This window comes from Subsaximicrobium wynnwilliamsii, from assembly GCF_007997225.1.
Lineage (GTDB): Bacteria > Bacteroidota > Bacteroidia > Flavobacteriales > Flavobacteriaceae > Psychroserpens > Psychroserpens wynnwilliamsii.
Genome location: NZ_VORM01000002.1, coordinates 254917 through 272900, shown reverse-complemented (window position 1 = coordinate 272900; position 17984 = coordinate 254917). Strand labels below are relative to the sequence as shown.

The following is a 17984-nucleotide window of genomic DNA, read 5'->3' as shown; positions in this document are numbered from 1 at the left end:
GGAAGGAAATCTGGTTTAAACAGCACTGAAACACAGCTTCTGTTTATTTGAAATTCCTTAGTATTTGACAATCCTTTTCAGTTTATGACAAAAATCCTTTTACTTTCAGACACCCACAGTTATATAGATGATGCTATCCTAAAGTACGTGAGACAAGCCGATGAAGTTTGGCATGCAGGCGATATTGGCAATCTCGAAGTGACCGACGCCATTAAAAAACTAAAACCATTGCGAGCGGTTTACGGCAATATCGATGGTAAGGAAGCGCGCGCTGAATTTCCAGAAAATAACCGGTTTATGTGCGAAGGCGTTGATGTGTTGATGACGCATATTGGTGGCTATCCGCCAAAATACAACCCGAGAACCCGGGAATTGATTCAAGCCAACCCACCAAAGCTTTTTATTTGCGGCCATTCACACATCCTCAAAGTCATGCCCGACAAACGTCTCAATATATTGCACATGAATCCTGGAGCGGTTGGCAAACACGGGTTTCATCAAGTGCGCACCATGTTGCGCTTTACAATTGAGGGTGCTAAAATTGAGAATTTGGAAGTGGTGGAGTTTCCTACGAGATGATTTATAGGAGTTTTATTTGCCAAAACAGATGCAACTTTGGATGCTTTGACAGCTTTGAACGGTATTATCTTTTGGCAATACTTATACTGCGAGAAAAATCCATTCGTATTAAAGATCAAAATTGCCTTTTGGCTTTAGAGATTTGGGATTTGAGATTTGGGATTTGGGATTTTTAGTCCAGCAAGGATGTTTATAGGTACTCAAGAAGATCCCGCCAAAAAGCGGGATTAGTTCAACCAGCAAATCCCAATGCGCCTTCGGCTTTTGGGATTTGGGCGTAGTGATTCAACTAAAATAACAAAAGATCCTTCCAAAAAGCGGGATTAGTTCAACCAGCAAACCCCAATGCGCCTTCGGCTTTTGGGATTTGGCGTAGTGATTTCAACTAAATAACAAAAGATCCCGCCAAAAAGCGGGATTAGTTCAACCAGCAAATCCCAATGCGCCTTCGGCTTTTGGGATTTGGGTTTCACTAAAAAAACCCAGGGTCTTCACCCTGGGTTCACGCACTAAAATAATTAAGATTATAGGCTTATCGCAATCGATCCACAGATTTTACAAGGTCTTCATCCTTCTTTATGGCTTTGTTGGCCAAGACCAACAAAACGGTAGATATAATAGGTATAAAAATCCCAACACCTTTCTCTGAGATGTGACTCTCTCCAGGCGGCATTAGTAGTTGATAAATCAACAGTCCTAACAATAAAAAGTTCAATATGATGTTAAGTCGTCCCAAAACAAATTGGAACTTCCTAGTTTTATAGCTAAATATGGAAATCAAAGATAACAAAGCAGACCCCAAAAACAAACCTAAATACAAATAATTGTCTTTTGCGTATACCGCCACATCCTCACTGTTGGTCCAAAGATGGAAAACGAAAATTAGTCCTCCAGACGCGATAGCTGCAAGTAATAAATAGATGGTTTGTATGCGTTGAATCATTGTTTTTTGATCAAATGAAGCACAAAATTAGTAGTTTCTTTTGTAAACTTATATCTATTTATAAAATAAAATTGTATTATTGCAATTGCAACTTGGTTACTTACAGAGTAGCAGTTTGTTAATCTTCAGATTTATTTCAAATTTTTCCCACAGTATTTAGAATTTCAGAAAAGTTGAGAAACAAATCATATGTCATAGAATAATCTTAATTAGTAAATACATACATGTTCGAAATTTCCGAATTAAAAGCAAAAAAGCTTCCTGAACTTCAGGCTATAGCTCAAAAATTGAATGTGCCTAAATACCGCACACTAAAAAAACTAGATCTTGTCTACCAAATATTGGATCTTCAGGCTGCTAATCCAGAGAAGGTAAAAAAAGAAATCATCGAAGTAAGTTCAAACAAGGATGATGACAAGACCACCGCTTCCAAAAGCAGTGACTCTAAGGACGATTCAAAAGACGCCCCTAAAAAGGAGTCTTCAAAAGACGATTCTTCAGAAGCTAAACCCGTCAAAAAACCTGCGATCAACAAAAAGCCTAGACCGGCTAGAGAGCGTGTTCAAAGCGATAAAAAGCCAGATCATAAGGAGCAAAAAACTGAAGTAAAAGACACTGGTAGCGATAAGTCGCCAAAAGCCGAATCAAAAGAAGAGGACGCCAAGGATACAAGTTCAAAAGCGCAGCCACAGCGTAAGAAACAGGATAAGGATACACGCTCCAAAAATCAAAAGGACAGCAAACCAAAACCTAACCCACGCCCAAAAAGCAACAACGATAATAATAACAAACAGCCCAATCCCCGTTCTAGAGAACGAAATGGTAATGTGCATAGTGGCAGCAATGGCAATCAAGACACAAGAAATCGTTACAGAGAGCCTGATTTTGAGTTTGATGCCATCATACAAAGTGAGGGTGTTTTAGACATCATGCAAGATGGATACGGGTTTTTGAGATCTTCAGATTATAATTACCTGTCCTCTCCAGATGATATTTATGTATCCCAATCACAAATTAGATTGTTCGGACTTAAAACAGGTGATACGGTTTTAGGAAACGTGAGACCTCCAAAAGAAGGCGAAAAGTATTTTCCTTTAATTAGAGTGAGTAAAATCAACGGCCAAAGACCAGAGGTGGTAAGAGACCGCGTGTCTTTTGAGCATTTAACGCCTTTGTTTCCGCAGGAAAAATTCAATATCGCCGAAAAACAAAGCACCATATCAACACGTATCATGGATTTGTTCTCCCCTATTGGGAAAGGCCAGCGTGGCATGATCGTGTCGCAACCAAAAACCGGTAAGACTATGTTGCTTAAGGATGTTGCAAATGCCATTGCAGCAAATCATCCTGAAGTATATCAAATGATCTTATTGATTGATGAACGTCCTGAGGAAGTTACCGATATGCAACGTAATGTGCGTGGTGAGGTCATTGCCTCGACTTTTGATAAAGAAGCTCACGAACACGTGAAAATCGCAAATATCGTTCTTGAAAAAGCCAAACGTTTGGTAGAATGTGGTCACGATGTTGTGATCCTTTTAGATTCAATTACCAGATTAGCGCGTGCCTATAACATGGTACAACCAGCTTCAGGTAAGATATTGAGTGGTGGTGTGGATGCCAATGCATTGCACAAGCCAAAACGTTTCTTTGGTGCCGCTCGAAATATTGAAAACGGTGGCTCTTTGACCATCATTGCAACGGCATTGACAGAAACCGGTTCTAAGATGGACGAGGTGATCTTTGAGGAATTTAAAGGAACAGGTAACATGGAGCTTCAATTGGATCGTAAGATTTCAAACCGCCGCATCTTCCCAGCTATTGATTTAACCTCTTCAAGTACGCGTAGAGATGATATTCTATTAGATGAAACAACCATTAAACGAATGTGGGTCATGCGTAAGTATTTGGCAGACATGAATCCTGTGGAAGCCATGGAGTTCATTAACGAACGTTTCAAACAAACTAAAAACAATGAAGAATTTTTATTGTCCATGAACGGATAATTCCAGTTCTTAAAAACCACAAAAATCCTTGATTCAACATCAGGGATTTTTTTTTACGCTTCATTAAAAAGAAAACACCTGTTCACAGACTACGAACAGGTGCTTTCCACTAACAAAAAAACTCTCAATTTACCATACTCTCATACAGTAAGCCTTCATAATCAACAAATTAAATTTAGTTAAGGCTAAACCAAATTATCCGTCTAATTCAAGGATATTAATTATTGATCATTAAAATCAAAAAGCAAAAAAAGGGTTTAAGCCCAGTTTTGATGCTATCATTTTTACATACGGTAAAATACCAACTGCGGTTTCGTAACTCTTGAAAAAAAGAGCTCTCAAAAATCGCCATAAAAAATATACCTTTGTACATTCGATTTTAATTAGCCTTATGAACCCATCAACCAACGGTTGGATAGAAAATTTTTGCTCCAGAATTGCTAAACAGCAGCTGCCATTTAGCAATTTCGACGCGCTTTACGATGCTTTAAAAACCTACGGCTTTATTTATGGCGTCAACGTCTCTTGCGTCGCACCTTTTGCCACTAAAAACAGTTATTATTCTGAAGATGAATTAGCAAAGATCAACTTGATCACTGCCATGTATCATGTGTATGCTTTTCGAAATCGCAGCGTGAATGACAAGAGCTTCTCGATAACACTTCTCGAATTTTATGAAACTCTGGAAATCTCAGATTTTTCTAGATGGGATAAGTTTTTCATCGGTAAGAGTCAGTCGGCACGGTTGGAACGCTTGATTAATGACCGAGTTAGTTTAGAAGACAGCACGCATTCCAAAAATTTCAACAAATCCTTTACCAACTCTTTGCTCTGTGTTGACGTCTTCATCTTTAAACTTTTTTTAGAAAAATCCAGTAAAAATATTAATCTGGAAATTAAATCGAATGCTGCTTATTTAGAGCAAATTATCGTTGGTACGCTTTATCAGTCTTTAAATTCACGTGGCGAAATTACTATTAAAGATAAAGCGGTCGTTGATATGATAGAAGCCTCCAAAGCCTTTGACGACAGAAAAGCGCCGGCTACGGAAGATCTTATTTACAATATTGACTACAACATTAGCCAGGAAGAAAAAATATACCTACTCGATCTGGTCTGTCTTTCTGTAAGGGACGACGAATTTATGGATGCGACAGAATTTGAGTTTTTGATCCAACTTGCCAATAGATTAGAACTCAAGGAATCTGATATTACGAACGCCATGAAGTGTGTGACCAGTTTTAGAAAAGCGCACAAGAAAACAATTTTGCTTTTACAGCAAACCAACCCCATCAGCAACTTTTTTGACAACTCTTACAGACTCGTCAATAAATTGATACGCCGCAATAGCAAGCGTTTGGTAAAGGAACTTAGGCAAAGCAAGGATCTATTGGCCTTAATCACCAAATCCACACATACCGATCTTACCAAGGAAGAACAAAAACGAATGCAGTCCCAATTGCTTGAAATCTTGAAAACCATTCCTAGTTTGGCTATATTTATGCTTCCTGGAGGAGCGATCCTGCTTCCTATTTTCGCAAAGTTGATTCCTAATTTATTGCCTTCAGCATTTGACGACAATCACATTGAAAAGTAAACGCAAGTGTTTTTAACTTCGGAAAAAACACAAAAAAAGCTCTGTGTTTTTCCGAAGACAATTTATTTGGCTTTCATATAAGCAATGACAGCGGCTTTGGTGGTGTACCAATTTCTACCCTCCTTATGCGCGTCTATTTTACCTTGTCTCGCCAGAAGACTCACATATTCCTGCCCATAAGGTACCGAAGGGTCTTCAACCACACTGGAAATGGGTTGATACTCTAAATCACTGTCTGGCAAAGCCGAAACATAAATATTAAGTGTGCGCTCCAAGGCTTGGCACATCAAGAGCATGAGCTTCTCGTAATTACCGGTATTGGCTTGGTTCAACGCCTTATAATACTTTTGCCGATCATTGGTTAAGATAATGGCCGGCGGAAAACCTTGCGCCATCAAAATGAGGTTCATGGCCAATCTCACCGTACGCCCGTTACCATCAAAAAATGGATGGATATAGACAAACTTGTGATGAAACACACTTGCCAATTCTATAACATTTAGCCCCAGCGGATTCTCAACAACAAATTGAACCAAATCATCAAGTAATTGGGAAACTTTGGATGCATTTGGCGGTATAAAATTGGCTCCCGAAATACGTACACCTCCATTGCGCAAGCGACCGGCATGATCATCTTCAATTGATCGTAACACCAAAGCATGCAGCGCCAAAATATCTTTACTGTTTAGTACATAGTTTGGTTGAAGTAAATTATAGAGCAAGTCAATGGCAGTTTCATGGTTTTTGGCCTCAAAATGCTCCCGAAGTGATACACCCTTAATGGTAATTCCTTCCTGCAAAACCAGTTGGGTTTCACGAAGTGTCAAGGAGTTACCCTCAATACTATTGGAGTTGTAGGTCCATTCAATGGATAGAGCTTCCTTGAGTTTTTGCAAGGCGATTTGAGGCAAAGGTCTTGAGGTCTTCAAGAGGTTTGCCTTCTCAAACAAGCGATTGAATGTTGTTTGTAAAGTGTCGCGATATGATACATCTACTTCCCACATACCACAAATATACGAAATATCGGTTGGTTTAAAAAATCAACCTATCCGATTTTTTTAACTCAACCAGTCTTTGAAATCTTTGACACGCTCTCGAGCGACAACGACTTCCTGTTCCTTGAAATTGTTGAGTTTAATCTGCAATCTTGAGTTGGTGTAGCTAATCATATCTTTAATCGCATTGATATTCACAAAGAATTTCCGACTGATCCTGAAGAATTTTTGAGGTTCCAACTCGGCTTCCAACTGCTCTAGCGTGGTGTCGAGCAAATAGTTTCTGCCTTCTGAAGTAAAAGCATAAGTCCCTTTGTTTTCACTGTAAAAACATTCTATATCATCAATATTGATTAATTTGAGATGTTGGCCAACTTTTACTGAAAATCGTTTTTTGTACTCGCGCTCTAAAGGATTTACCAAGAGTTTTTTAATATCGTCAAAATCCAATGTTACTGCTTGTTGCTTTGAACTTCGCCCCTTGAATTTTGATAATGCCTTTTCCAAATCCCCATCGTCAATGGGTTTTAACAAGTAGTCTATGCTGTTCAATTTAAAAGCCTGCAAGGCATAAGCATCATAAGCCGTAGTAAATATCACTGCGGAATGGATTTCAACAGCCTCAAAAATCTCGAATGAGAGTCCGTCACTGAGTTGTATATCTAAAAGTATAAGATCGGGATGTGCATTGTTTTGAAACCAATTAATGGATTCTTCAACCGAGTGCAGCATGGTTTCCGCTTCAATCTCAAGAACAGCAAGCATACGCTGTAAACGTCTTGCCGATGGTTTTTCATCTTCGATGATAATGACTTTCATAAATTCGGTTTAGAGTGAGTTGGTATCTCATTGGGTTGAAACGATTCCAAAAAAAAAGACCCAATTTAGGGTCAAGTTAAGGAAAGTATTAAAATGTGACTGATATTAATTAAAAAAAACTGCACGTTCTCTTTACGGAATCATTTAAGCCAAGTGTGAACTACGTTTTACTTCGGATACCGTTTCTTGATGTTTCGAATCAATTCCTCAAGACCATTCAGTTTTAATTCGTAAACCTGAGTTAACATATCGCCCAACTTCCCTTTTGGAAAACCTTTGTTGTGGTACCAAACCACATAATACTCTGGAAGATCAATGAGATATCGCCCTTCATATTTGCCATAAGGCATTTTGGTATGTGCCAATTGTATGAGAAAATTTTGGTCGGGCTGTATCATGTTATTTAGACTCAAATTGCTGGTATTTTTCAAGTTCGTTCTTTACCAAACTTGCCCATTGCTCTTGCTGTTCAACATCACGGGAGTTATTGGTTTCCAAATCATAAGTGTTTTGCATCTTGGCCATATCTCTATTGGCATTTCTATGCACGCGTCTTAAATCAGACTTGATCGCTTGCGTAGTTTCCAAATCGTTCAAAGCTGCCCTTAGCATCCTTACGTGCAATTCAGCGATGTCAAAATGCAGCTGCTCATGTGCTAATACGGTTTCATTGCATTTGTCTTTTTTATACCAAGAACTCTCAGGATAAAAATTAGCCTCTGCCGTCGCAACAAAACTCACAAAACGCCTATCGGCTTCTTTCAACGAATAGGAAAACGTAATGCCTGCGGCGGTAAGTGCCACAGCATCACTATTGGGATCCACCACTGCTTGATAATCGGCCCAAGTTAAATTTCTATCGGGCTGCCATGTAAATGCAGTCTCTTGCTGAACGCCAAAAAACAACATAAAAGCAAACAGCAGTGCATATTTTGAAGCCATCATTTCCATTTGAAGACGATATTTTTTTCTATATCCGGATGCAAACTATAATACACAGGGCAGGTTATGGCACTGTGCTCCAGTATTTTTCGTGTCTTCTCATCTGCTTCAAAAGGCAAAGTGAAAATCACGTCTATTTTTGAAATACGTCTTGGATTGGTAGCCATAGTCTTTGTGACTTCAGCAATTGTACCTTCCATATCCAGATGCATAGCTTTGCATTTAATGCCCATAATCGTCAACATGCAACTTGCCAAACCTGTGGCCACCGTATCTGTTGGCGAAAATGCTTCACCCTTACCATTATTATCGCTTGGTGCATCTGTAAAAAAAGTGCTTCCAGATTTTAGATGTTCGCTTTCGGTGCGCAAATTCCCCAGATAAGTTACTTTTGAGGTCATAATTTTGCTTCTACTATGGTTAAATCTTCATATTTTACAATATAGACCGCTTCGTTATAATAGCCACCGTACATTTTTTTGGCGTATCGAAATTTATTTTCGAAATATTCGGTCTCGATATCTTCTGAAGACGCTTGGTACAAATCATCTGCAGAGGCCAAACGCAACAATAAATCAAAGGTCAAATCAAAACCTCTAACCGCATATTTGTTTGGGCTTACGTTATAGATTCTCCTATAATCCCGCACAAAGGGGTTGATAGTGCTCGAAATATCTGTGGTTTTGTTTGGCGACGGGTAATGGAATTTAAGATTTGACAAATGGTAATTTGAAATTTCCCTGCCGTCAAAAGCTTTGTTTCTATCTGTAGTCATCAAAATGATTTGAGTAGAACTCGTGCTCATCCCATTAACCATACTAATAACGTTTGAGGCGAAACCTTCATTCATGGTTTCTAAAAAGACGATGTTTCTTCCAGTTCTGAAGACATTGACCAAATCATTTTGATTAATATAATAGGCTTCCTTGCCTTCTTTATCGTTTCTTGAGAACACCTGTTTTGCCGAAGGAAACTCTCCCTTTAATTTGTCACTAATCACTTTATTTTTAGAATCGGAGATAATGACCACATGTTTTGGTTGCGTATCAGACTTTACAAAATTAATCATTGTTTGCACCAACAATTCGGAAGATGGAATGGTTTGGTAGACATTATCGAACAAATTTATGGGCATGGTCAAGGGCGATAACACTGGAATGTTGTCTTTTCTTAATTCTGAAGCAACCTGATTTAAATTTTCTGAAAGCATCGGCCCAATGATCGCATCATAATCTGAAAAATCATTATCACGAAGAATTTTTGCGACCTCTGTGCTTAGGTTTTGGGTGTCAAAAACTTTGAGATGCGTGGAGATCCCTAATTGTTTGGCTGAGTCTAAGGCCATTAAAACACCTGCGTGAAAATCGAGTGAGGCCGATAGCAGTGCATCGGTTCTTATTTTTTTCTTGGTCTCGTCAATAGCATCCAAATTAAGTTTGGCAGTTCTAAAAGGTAACATCACTGCAATTTTCTTTTCTTTGAAATTCGTTAATTTCGAGCTTAGATTCGTGTTAACGATATCTTCAACTACCAAAGTGGTTTTGCTGGTCTTTGGCACTTTGATGATCATTCCTAATTTTAGGCCATCTTCCTTTAATTCTGGATTGATCGCTTCCAACTCTTCTTGGGTCACGCCTAATTTTCTATTGAGCGCCATATAGCCTTCACTTTTCAAAACAGTGTAGTAGTTATAATCTTCCTCAAAGCGTTTTTCATCTTTGTTATCGATATTCGGTACATTAAGTTCTTGACCTGGCTGAAGAATCAATCCCATATCTGGATTGAGCGACTCTAACTGAGCCACACTAATATTGAATTTATAAGCCACGCGCCAAACGCCCTCTTTAGGCTGAACCTTATATTTTCTAATGGTGTTATTGACTTTGACTTCTTGTGTTGTTACTGTTTTAAATCTTGGAATCTGGATTTTGTCCCCCTTTTGAAGGTTTTCGGCATATAAGCGTGTATTGTGTTTTTTGATGTCGTCCACGCTAATGCCATATTCTTTTGCAATGCCATACAGGGTTTCCTTTCGTTTTACCCTATGTTTCTTATAATCAACAAACGCTCTTGTTTCTTTCACCTCCCCCGCATCTGCATTGCCATCGGGAATGATTAGAATCATGTCCTGATTGAAATTGGTCTTCGCATCTGGATTGAGCGCATAGAGTTCATTGGTGCTAACCTTATATTTCTTTGCGATGGACTCTATGGTCTCACCATTTGTTACCATGTGCGTTTTATAGTTTTGGCCAATGGCAACAACACTAAAAAACAAAGTAATAATTATGATAAGTTTTTTCATTTATATGTTTTTATGCCGCTTCCCAACAATAAATTATAGCAAGGAAATTTATTAAATTCAAGATTTGTAAATAGACATGATCCCGACGTATCCGGACAGCTATCGCAGGTGTATTACTCCCACTCTATCGTTGCTGGCGGTTTTGAACTAATGTCATATACTACTCTATTAACGCCTTTAACTTTATTTATTATTTGATTTGATGTTTTTTGTAAAAACTCATAAGGTAAATTTACCCAATCTGCAGTCATACCATCGGTGCTCTCCACCGCTCTCAAGGCTACACATTTCTCATAGGTACGCTCATCTCCCATTACACCAACACTATGTACAGGCAATAAAATGGCTCCAGCTTGCCAGACTTTATCATAAAGATTCCACGATTTTAGATTCTCTATAAAAATAGCATCCACATCTTGTAAAATTCGCACTTTTTCTGGAGTGATATCTCCTAAAATACGAATGGCTAAACCTGGGCCTGGAAATGGGTGTCTGCCTAATATATTAGGGTCCATCCCCATCGATTTGCCCACACGGCGCACCTCATCTTTGAACAAAGCTTTTAAAGGTTCTACGACTTTAAGCTTCATAAAGTCAGGTAAACCACCCACATTATGATGGCTCTTGATGGTCGCACTCGGGCCACCGGTTGCCGAGACACTTTCAATCACATCTGGATAAATGGTGCCTTGTGCCAACCATTTCACATCCTTAATCGCATGCGCTTCATCATCAAAAACCTCAATGAACGTACGCCCGATTGCTTTTCGTTTTAACTCTGGGTCGCTAATGCTTGCCAGAGCATCCAAAAAGCGTGCCGAAGCATCCACCCCTTTTACGTTAAGGCCCATACCTTCATATTGCTGAAGAACGCTCGTGTACTCATCTTTTCTAAGTAAACCGTTATTCACAAAAATGCAGTAAAGATTCTTTCCAATGGCTTTGTGCAAAAGCATTGCTGCCACAGAGGAATCCACACCTCCCGACAATCCCAATACCACTTTGTCATTACCCAAAGTTTCCTTAAGCGTATCAACGCTTTCCTCAACGAAGGATTGTGGCGTCCAGTCTTGCTCAACCTTGGCAATGTGCACGAGAAAATTTTGTAGCAATTGTCCGCCATCGGTAGAGTGATATACTTCTGGATGATATTGAATGCCATAAGTAGTCTCTCCGGCGATCTTAAAAGCAGCATTCTCCACATCGTGCGTACTTGCTATCAACACGGCATTTGTTGGCAATTGCTTAATGGTATCACTATGGCTCATCCAAACTTGGCTACCTTTTGTAATACCCGTAAAGAAATCTTCGTCCTGCTTGATGTAACTCAAATGGGCACGGCCGTATTCTCTCGAATTGGACTCTTCCACTAGACCGCCAGAAAAATGGGCCAAATATTGGGCGCCATAACAAACGGCCAAAAGTGGTTTTTTACCTCTAATTTGGGAGAGATCTGGATGTAAAACCGATTCCCCTCTAACTGAATTGGGACTACCAGAAAGAATGACCGCTTTGTAACTCTCAGAATCAACAGGAATTTTATTGAAAGGATGGATTTCACAATAGATGTTTAGCTCTCTAACGCGACGCGCAATAAGCTGTGTGTATTGTGAACCGAAATCTAAAATAAGGACTTTATTGTGTTGCATGTGCAAAAATAGCAAGGTTTTAGTTATTACGTTTTACCTTTCACATTTTTTATGGACTTTCTTTCAACATTATACCCTTTGATGTTCATTCAGCCAAACATGGTTGAGGTATGTGATAAATCAAGCTAAACTTAGTAAAATTCATACAGCCTATAGGTCTTGGTATGGGCTTTTTCTTCAATAAAAAACTTCAATCAAAAAAACAAAACAAACAACAAACTGAATATCAATAATTTAAATTTCATTTATTACCTTTAAGCCAACACATAAACAGTTCCATTATGAAAACCTTTATAGCCGAGGATTTTGTTTCCGTTTATAGAAAAAATGCCAATGGCGATTTCAACAAAAGTGACATGTTGATTTTTGGCGATCCTTTTGAGGTTTTGGAATATTCCACCGCACACAAAAAAACGAAAATCAGGGTTTTAAACCGGTTCTTCAGCCCTTATATTGGTTATGTCAAAGGCAAGCCCAAGACCATGAATAAAGGTGCCTTAAAAATGTCAATGGTAGACGTGCAGCAAGGTGATGGCATGGTTTTGCAAACTCCCGATGATAAGATCATCATAATAGATGGTGGCCATAACGTGTTATTTGCACGTCACTTTGCGGCTCGTTTTCAGCATAAAAAATCATCTTCAAGCAATCCATTACCCGTAGAGGCCATAATTATCACACACGGCGATGCCGATCATTTCAAGGGCTTAAATGAATTTGTCAAAGCCGAAAATTACCGCGGCGCCAGACGCTTTAAAAAAGTCGCCATCCAACCCAAACGCATCTTGCACAATGGCTTGATCAAGCGCCCCTCGTCTTTGCCAGAAGAGCAGCGCCTCGGCAAAACAGCGATTCATAATAATGAATTGTACATTACCGATCTCGTCAAAGACCCTAGAAGCATTCCTCTAGACGAGCAAAACGCCGTTTTCAAATCATGGTCAAAAAGTTTGGATCATTGGGAACAGAGAGCAGCGATAGACTTCAAAACCGTACATCACGGCATGGATGAGAAGGACGTCTTTGATTTTTTGGAGGAAGAAGGCATCGCAGTTGACCTACATGGCCCTTTTAGCCGAAAAGTAACGCAAAATGGTCAAGTTGTGGATGCGCTTCAATTTCTGCATAAACAAGCACCGGATCCTGAACTCAAGACCCATGAATTTGACATCAGCACACACCAACACTCTGCCTCACATACCATAAATGGGCATTCTTTGGCATTTCGGTTGAGCTACGGAAACGTTAGAATCAATTTTACAGGTGACCTGAACGAAGAATCCCTACAGATTTTAGACAAAACATTAGACGACCGACTCTTGAAAGCCGAAATATTAAAGGCACCGCATCACGGGTCTCACGAATTTGATTTCAAAACACTTCAAAAAATGGCGCCCATTGTGTCACTCGTCTCTTCTGGGGATGACAGTGAGTTTTGGGAATACATGCACCCCAGAGCGAATTTATTATGTGCCCTGGGAAAAATATGCAGAGAAGATCAAGGCATAATTTTTTCTACGGAGTTGGCTGCTTTCTTCAAGCATAAAGATCTATCTTTTAAAAATAGTGATCTCAAGGACTTTTTTAAGAACAGTGATAAAGACAGCTATACTAAGGCAGAACTGATGACGCTTTTTTCTGAAAGCATAACCGATAGCGCTCTTAAAAAAATGGTTTTTACCGGCTTTGAACGCACCAACTTTGGACTCATAGAGCTTAGAACAGATGGCGAACGTGTGTTGGTTTTTACCCATAGCGGAAAACCTTGGGTCAAGGAAGCCTATACCTTTACTGTGAAAATGATAAATCGAAAACGTATTGTAAGCTTCGAGTCGCTAAAAATTAGATAGTGATAACGGCAAATTCGCCATGTAAAGGATTCAGCTCATCTCTCAATTTAAGCAGAAAGGCTTCGCCGTATTCCAAATAGAATTGGGAGAAATTCATTTGGCGTTCCTGTAAGCTGTGATTGGGAAACAGCTGCTCTTGCAAATCGGTAACGCGCGCTAAATAAGAGTCCAACTTGCGTTTCTGGGCTTTTAGCAACCGACTTTCCAAATGCTCAAGGCCTTTGATTTGTTTGGTTTCCTGCGCTGCCACTGCGCCTTTGAAGGACTTATCGGTTTGCTCGGCAATGCTGTACAGCTCCTTGAACTGCTGCTCCAATTGTGTTTTCTGTGTGGAGAAATCAATGTCAATTGTAGAGATTTGTTTGGTCACTTTTGTTTTTAAATCGGAGGTTTTCAAGAACAGATCCTCAATTGAAACTTCCAATTTATCCAGTTTTTTCTGTTGTTTTTCATTGACCAACAGTACCGAATTTCGCAACAGCAACATAGGAAACACCACGTTTTGGGTTTCAAAACTAGACTTGAGCTGCAGCCAATAGGCCAACTCCCCTCCACCTCCTATATAACACAGGTTTGGCAAGATCACTTCTTGAAATAAGGGTCGCATGACCACATTTGGTGAGAAACGCTCTGGGTGTTTTTCCAATTCGGCCAAAATTTCGGTTTCAGTCCATTTGATATTGGTTTCCAGTACTTGATAATGATTTTCAATTTTTACGATACGCTCACGTAAACCTTTACTTATATAAAACAGATTGATTTCTCTGGGATTGACTTGAGTCTTATAATTGGCGCTCAAATCATTTAATTTCGCGCTGCTGTCTTCAACCTGCTCAAAAGTGGTTTTATGCTTTAATTCCGCTTTCATGAAAGGGGCAAAAACTTGTTTTAAATTGGCATCATTACCATCAACAATTACCAATCCGTAAGCTTTAAAGAGCGTGTTTACCAAATAGCGCATGGCATCGGTTAAATTGTGATGCTCGAGATAGGCTTTACTAAATAAACGCTTCAATTCATTGGCATTTTCTGTGGTGTTCAGCTCTTTTCCGAAGGCTTCAAACACCGCCTCCAAACCGTCTAAGCTCAACTCGCCAACGGCGCCAGATGCGTCCCGGTTCCATTGCACTTTTTTTCCGTCGAAATTAAAAAAGTTGATTTCCTCAAAATCGTGATCCTCTGTGGCCATCCAATACACCGGCACAAAATTGTGATCGGGATGTTCTTTTTTGAGTTGTTTGCACAAGTTTATGGTTGATATGATCTTGTAGAAAAAATACAAAGGGCCGGTAAACAAATTTAGCTGATGCCCTGTTGTAACAGTGAACGTAGTATGTTCCTTTAAAAGGTCAAGATTGCTAAGCGTCAATGCCGATATCTTTAAATTCGCGTATTGTGACATCAAACTTTTTACCAATATGTTCCGAGTACCGTCGCTAAATTGAGACTGCTTTTCGGCAATTTGGCCCTCAAAATTTTCGAGCTTCGGAAATCGGTTGTAGAAGGGTTTCAACGCTTCCTTTTCATCCAAATAATCGCAAATCAATGAAGAAAAGTAATGGGTCTCTCTAAACGGAATGTATTGGGTTGGCATAAACTGGCTTCGATTAGCTGTAAAGATAAGGTTCTCGCCATTTTTCAAGTGCTAAATTTTAGTTAATTCAAAGTCACTCGCTATCTTTACGATTCAAATTTTAAATAATCCCATGCGGCAATTCATTCTAGCAGTAGTACTACTTTTCATCCAATTTTCGATCCAAGCACAAGAGCTTCAATCGCCTTCAGCATTTTTGGGTTATGAACTGGGCACACAATTCTCAAGACAGTCGCAAGTGGTCGATTATTTTGAACAGGTGCAAAAAGCAACACCGCAACAAGTGAAATTGCAGTATTACGGAAAGACGAATGAAAGACGACCGCTGTTGCTGGCCTTTGTGTCTTCCGAAGAAAATCTTAAGAACCTGGAGCAAATCCGTGAAAATAACCTGAAGCACGCGGGTGTTGCTCAAGGCAATTCTGAAGCAAACAACATTGCCATCGTTTGGCTGAGTTATAATGTGCATGGCAATGAAGCCTCCAGTACTGAGGCTGCCATGAATACCATCTACAAGCTATTGACCGAGAAACAGGAATGGCTCAAAAACACGGTCGTAATCATAGACCCCTGCGTAAATCCAGATGGTCGCGACCGCTATGTCAATTGGTATAACGAAACCGCCAGCCTACCTTATGATAAGGACCAACAGGCCAGTGAACATCAAGAGCCTTGGCCAGGTGGGCGACCAAACCATTACCTTTTTGATCTCAACCGGGATTGGGTTTGGGCTACACAAGTAGAGACCCAAGCGCGTTTAAAAGTCTATAACCAATGGCTGCCGCAAATTCATGTCGATTTTCATGAGCAAGGCATCGAAAAGCCTTATTATTTTGCGCCAGCCGCAGCCCCTTTTCATGAAATCATTAGCGATTGGCAGCGGGATTTTCAAACGGAAATCGGTAAAAACAACGCCAAATATTTTGACCAAAATGGTTGGCTCTACTTTACAAGGGAGCGTTTTGATTTGCTATACCCAAGTTACGGCGACACTTACCCAACGTACATGGGCGCGATTGGCATGACCTACGAGCAAGCTGGCCACGGCCGCGCAGGATTGGGAATTATGACCGATGAAGGCGAAGAACTCACGCTCATTGATCGACTCAAGCATCATACGACTTCTGGGCTTTCCACCGTGGAAATGGCCTCCAAGAATGCCGCAAAACTGAATCTTGAATTTGCAAAATTCTTTGACAATAGCGCGCTCCAAACCAAAAGCTATGTGCTTCAAGGCAACGCCGATAAAATAGAACGCCTTACCCAGTTATTAGATAAACATGCCATTAGCTATGGTTTCGCTCAAGGCGGAAGTGTGAGCGGTTACGATTATGCCAGCAATAATGAAGGTAAACGAAGTACAGACTCTGAAGATCTAGTGGTGAGTACCAACCAACCGAAAGGAAAAATGGTAAAAGTGCTGTTTGAAGCCCAAACCAAATTGGTGGATTCGCTCACTTATGATATTACCGCTTGGAGCATACCCTTTGCTTATGGCTTGGATGCTTTGGCAAGTAAAAGTTTGATACCCACGTCCACGCTTGGCAAATCGCCCCAATTAAACACGGTCAGTAACAATGCCACCGGTTACATATTCAAATGGAATTCATTGCAAGACGCCCAATTTTTAGCTGAACTTTTAAAAGCGAACATACGCGTGCGATTTACCGAAAAACCAATGGATACCCAAGGTGCTGTTTACAACAGAGGTTCTTTGATCGTTATAAGAGGCGATAATAAAACCCTGGCCGATTTTGATGCCCAACTGCTTCAAATAAGCAACAAGCACCAGCGGCGATTGATTGGCATCAAATCCGGATTCTCAACCTCAGCGCCCGATTTTGGCTCGCCAGATGTCAAATTGGTGCATCCTCCTAAAATTGCCTTGCTTTCTGGAGACTACACCTATTCCTTGAATTATGGCGAAATTTGGTACTTTTTTGAGCAGGAACTACAGTATCCCGTGACCACTATCAACACCAAATATCTGTATCGCAGCGATTTGTCAAAGTACGATATCCTCATCATGCCAAATGGTAATTATAGCGAATTGCTAAACGACAAGCTGCTCGCAGACCTTAAGGATTGGATTCGTGCCGGTGGCAAATTGATTGCCATAGATGCTGCCATGCGCAGTTTTGTGGATAAGGAAGGCTTCGGACTGAGCTTGAACAAGCAAGAAGCAGATTCATCTAAAGTAGCTAAAAAAAACAAGCTCATCCCTTATGCCGACAGAGAGCGAGAAGCCATTAAAAATAGCATTACCGGCGCCATTTTCAAGACTAAAGTCGATACAACCCATCCCATGGCTTTTGGATATGGCGACGATTATTTTAGCTTAAAGTTAGGGGCAGATTCCTACCAGTTGCTGGAATCTGGCTATAATGTGGCCTATTTGGGCGAAGACCCCAAAAGTGTTGCCGGATTTGTGGGTAACGAGGCCGCCAAAAAATTGGACAACTCCTTGGTGTTCGGCGAGCAGCCTATAGGTCAGGGAAGCGTGATCTATATGGTTGACAATGTGCTGTTCCGTAATTTTTGGGACAATGGAAAACTGTTTTTTGTCAACGCGTTGTTTTATGTGGGTGCGGAGTGAATTTGTTGTGGGTTGTGGGTTGTGGGTTGTGTAAACTCAAAATCTCAGCATTTCCCATGGAATAGCATTTACTTTGGAGAAATAATACCCCGCTATTCTATGAAATCAA

The 17984-nt window shown here is 40.1% G+C and carries 14 protein-coding genes; 5 read left to right on the top strand and 9 right to left on the bottom strand.

Translation table 11 applies throughout. The features are described from left to right. Positions 1 to 84 precede the first annotated feature (84 nt). Positions 85 to 579: a metallophosphoesterase family protein gene (locus ESY88_RS02540; RefSeq protein WP_147085329.1), complete on the top strand. Its 495-nt coding sequence runs from the start codon at positions 85 to 87 to the stop codon at positions 577 to 579. A gap of 532 nt (positions 580 to 1111) precedes the next feature. Here ESY88_RS02540 and ESY88_RS02535 read toward each other — a convergent pair. Next, positions 1112 to 1522: a DUF4293 domain-containing protein gene (locus ESY88_RS02535; RefSeq protein ID WP_147085328.1), complete on the bottom strand. Its 411-nt coding sequence runs from the start codon at positions 1520 to 1522 to the stop codon at positions 1112 to 1114. A gap of 224 nt (positions 1523 to 1746) precedes the next feature. On the opposite strand from ESY88_RS02535, the gene rho reads away from it, so the two are divergent. Both rho and ESY88_RS02525 read left to right on the top strand, forming a co-directional pair. After that, complete coding sequence (rho, locus tag ESY88_RS02530) at positions 1747 to 3528, top strand: transcription termination factor Rho (RefSeq protein ID WP_147085327.1); 1782 nt, start codon at positions 1747 to 1749, stop codon at positions 3526 to 3528. Positions 3529 to 3919: 391 nt separating this feature from the next. Continuing rightward, the gene (locus ESY88_RS02525; RefSeq protein ID WP_147085326.1) at positions 3920 to 5125 is read left to right on the top strand and encodes an LETM1-related biofilm-associated protein; all 1206 of its coding nucleotides are present in this window, start codon (positions 3920 to 3922) and stop codon (positions 5123 to 5125) included. A 62-nt stretch (positions 5126 to 5187) separates the two neighbouring features. Here ESY88_RS02525 and ESY88_RS02520 read toward each other — a convergent pair whose 3' ends face one another. The 7 genes from ESY88_RS02520 to guaA all read right to left on the bottom strand — a co-directional run bounded on the left by ESY88_RS02520 (position 5188) and on the right by guaA (position 11835). Next, positions 5188 to 6129, bottom strand: coding sequence for a Fic family protein (locus ESY88_RS02520; RefSeq protein WP_147085325.1), 942 nt, complete (start codon positions 6127 to 6129; stop codon positions 5188 to 5190). 54 nt (positions 6130 to 6183) lie between these two features. Continuing rightward, on the bottom strand, positions 6184 to 6939 hold the full coding sequence (locus tag ESY88_RS02515; protein ID WP_147085324.1) for a LytR/AlgR family response regulator transcription factor: 756 nt from the start codon (positions 6937 to 6939) through the stop codon (positions 6184 to 6186). 167 nt (positions 6940 to 7106) lie between these two features. Continuing rightward, positions 7107 to 7337 carry a DUF3820 family protein gene (locus tag ESY88_RS02510; protein WP_147085323.1) on the bottom strand — a complete coding sequence of 77 codons (231 nt, stop codon included), beginning with the start codon at positions 7335 to 7337 and terminating at the stop codon, positions 7107 to 7109. 1 nt (position 7338) lies between these two features. Then, positions 7339 to 7881, bottom strand: coding sequence for a DUF922 domain-containing protein (locus ESY88_RS02505; protein WP_189702493.1), 543 nt, complete (start codon positions 7879 to 7881; stop codon positions 7339 to 7341). Further along, positions 7881 to 8282 (bottom strand): OsmC family protein, encoded by a 402-nt coding sequence (locus tag ESY88_RS02500; protein ID WP_147085321.1) that lies wholly within the window; start codon positions 8280 to 8282, stop codon positions 7881 to 7883. Before ESY88_RS02500 ends, ESY88_RS02505 begins: the two co-directional genes overlap by 1 nt. Beyond that, a complete protein-coding gene (locus ESY88_RS02495; protein ID WP_147085320.1) occupies positions 8279 to 10186 on the bottom strand; it encodes a PBP1 and LysM peptidoglycan-binding domain-containing protein in 1908 nt (635 codons plus the stop codon). Before ESY88_RS02495 ends, ESY88_RS02500 begins: the two co-directional genes overlap by 4 nt. Positions 10187 to 10299: 113 nt before the next feature. Beyond that, positions 10300 to 11835, bottom strand: a complete 1536-nt coding sequence (gene guaA / locus ESY88_RS02490) for a glutamine-hydrolyzing GMP synthase (RefSeq protein WP_147085319.1) — start codon at positions 11833 to 11835, stop codon at positions 10300 to 10302. 281 nt (positions 11836 to 12116) lie between these two features. Here guaA and ESY88_RS02485 point away from each other — a divergent pair, with 281 nt between their 5' ends. Then, entirely contained in the window at positions 12117 to 13685 is a 1569-nt protein-coding gene (locus ESY88_RS02485; protein WP_147085318.1) for a ComEC/Rec2 family competence protein, read from the top strand. On the opposite strand, the gene bshC is transcribed toward ESY88_RS02485, so the two are convergent. After that, positions 13678 to 15327 carry a bacillithiol biosynthesis cysteine-adding enzyme BshC gene (bshC, locus tag ESY88_RS02480; RefSeq protein WP_317128650.1) on the bottom strand — a complete coding sequence of 550 codons (1650 nt, stop codon included), beginning with the start codon at positions 15325 to 15327 and terminating at the stop codon, positions 13678 to 13680. The two genes, ESY88_RS02485 and bshC, sit on opposite strands and share 8 nt — an antisense overlap. Positions 15328 to 15391: 64 nt before the next feature. Here bshC and ESY88_RS02475 point away from each other — a divergent pair, with 64 nt between their 5' ends. Beyond that, positions 15392 to 17875: a M14 family metallopeptidase gene (locus tag ESY88_RS02475; protein ID WP_147085317.1), complete on the top strand. Its 2484-nt coding sequence runs from the start codon at positions 15392 to 15394 to the stop codon at positions 17873 to 17875. The last annotated feature ends 109 nt before the right edge of the window (positions 17876 to 17984 follow it).

Coding starts and splice junctions, on each gene's coding strand:
- ESY88_RS02540 (WP_147085329.1), top strand. CDS start 85: ATGACAAAAATCCTTTTACTTTCAGACACCCACAGTTATATAGATGAT.
- ESY88_RS02535 (WP_147085328.1), bottom strand. CDS start 1,522: ATGATTCAACGCATACAAACCATCTATTTATTACTTGCAGCTATCGCG.
- rho (WP_147085327.1), top strand. CDS start 1,747: ATGTTCGAAATTTCCGAATTAAAAGCAAAAAAGCTTCCTGAACTTCAG.
- ESY88_RS02525 (WP_147085326.1), top strand. CDS start 3,920: ATGAACCCATCAACCAACGGTTGGATAGAAAATTTTTGCTCCAGAATT.
- ESY88_RS02520 (WP_147085325.1), bottom strand. CDS start 6,129: ATGTGGGAAGTAGATGTATCATATCGCGACACTTTACAAACAACATTC.
- ESY88_RS02515 (WP_147085324.1), bottom strand. CDS start 6,939: ATGAAAGTCATTATCATCGAAGATGAAAAACCATCGGCAAGACGTTTA.
- ESY88_RS02510 (WP_147085323.1), bottom strand. CDS start 7,337: ATGATACAGCCCGACCAAAATTTTCTCATACAATTGGCACATACCAAA.
- ESY88_RS02505 (WP_189702493.1), bottom strand. CDS start 7,881: ATGGCTTCAAAATATGCACTGCTGTTTGCTTTTATGTTGTTTTTTGGC.
- ESY88_RS02500 (WP_147085321.1), bottom strand. CDS start 8,282: ATGACCTCAAAAGTAACTTATCTGGGGAATTTGCGCACCGAAAGCGAA.
- ESY88_RS02495 (WP_147085320.1), bottom strand. CDS start 10,186: ATGAAAAAACTTATCATAATTATTACTTTGTTTTTTAGTGTTGTTGCC.
- guaA (WP_147085319.1), bottom strand. CDS start 11,835: ATGCAACACAATAAAGTCCTTATTTTAGATTTCGGTTCACAATACACA.
- ESY88_RS02485 (WP_147085318.1), top strand. CDS start 12,117: ATGAAAACCTTTATAGCCGAGGATTTTGTTTCCGTTTATAGAAAAAAT.
- ESY88_RS02475 (WP_147085317.1), top strand. CDS start 15,392: ATGCGGCAATTCATTCTAGCAGTAGTACTACTTTTCATCCAATTTTCG.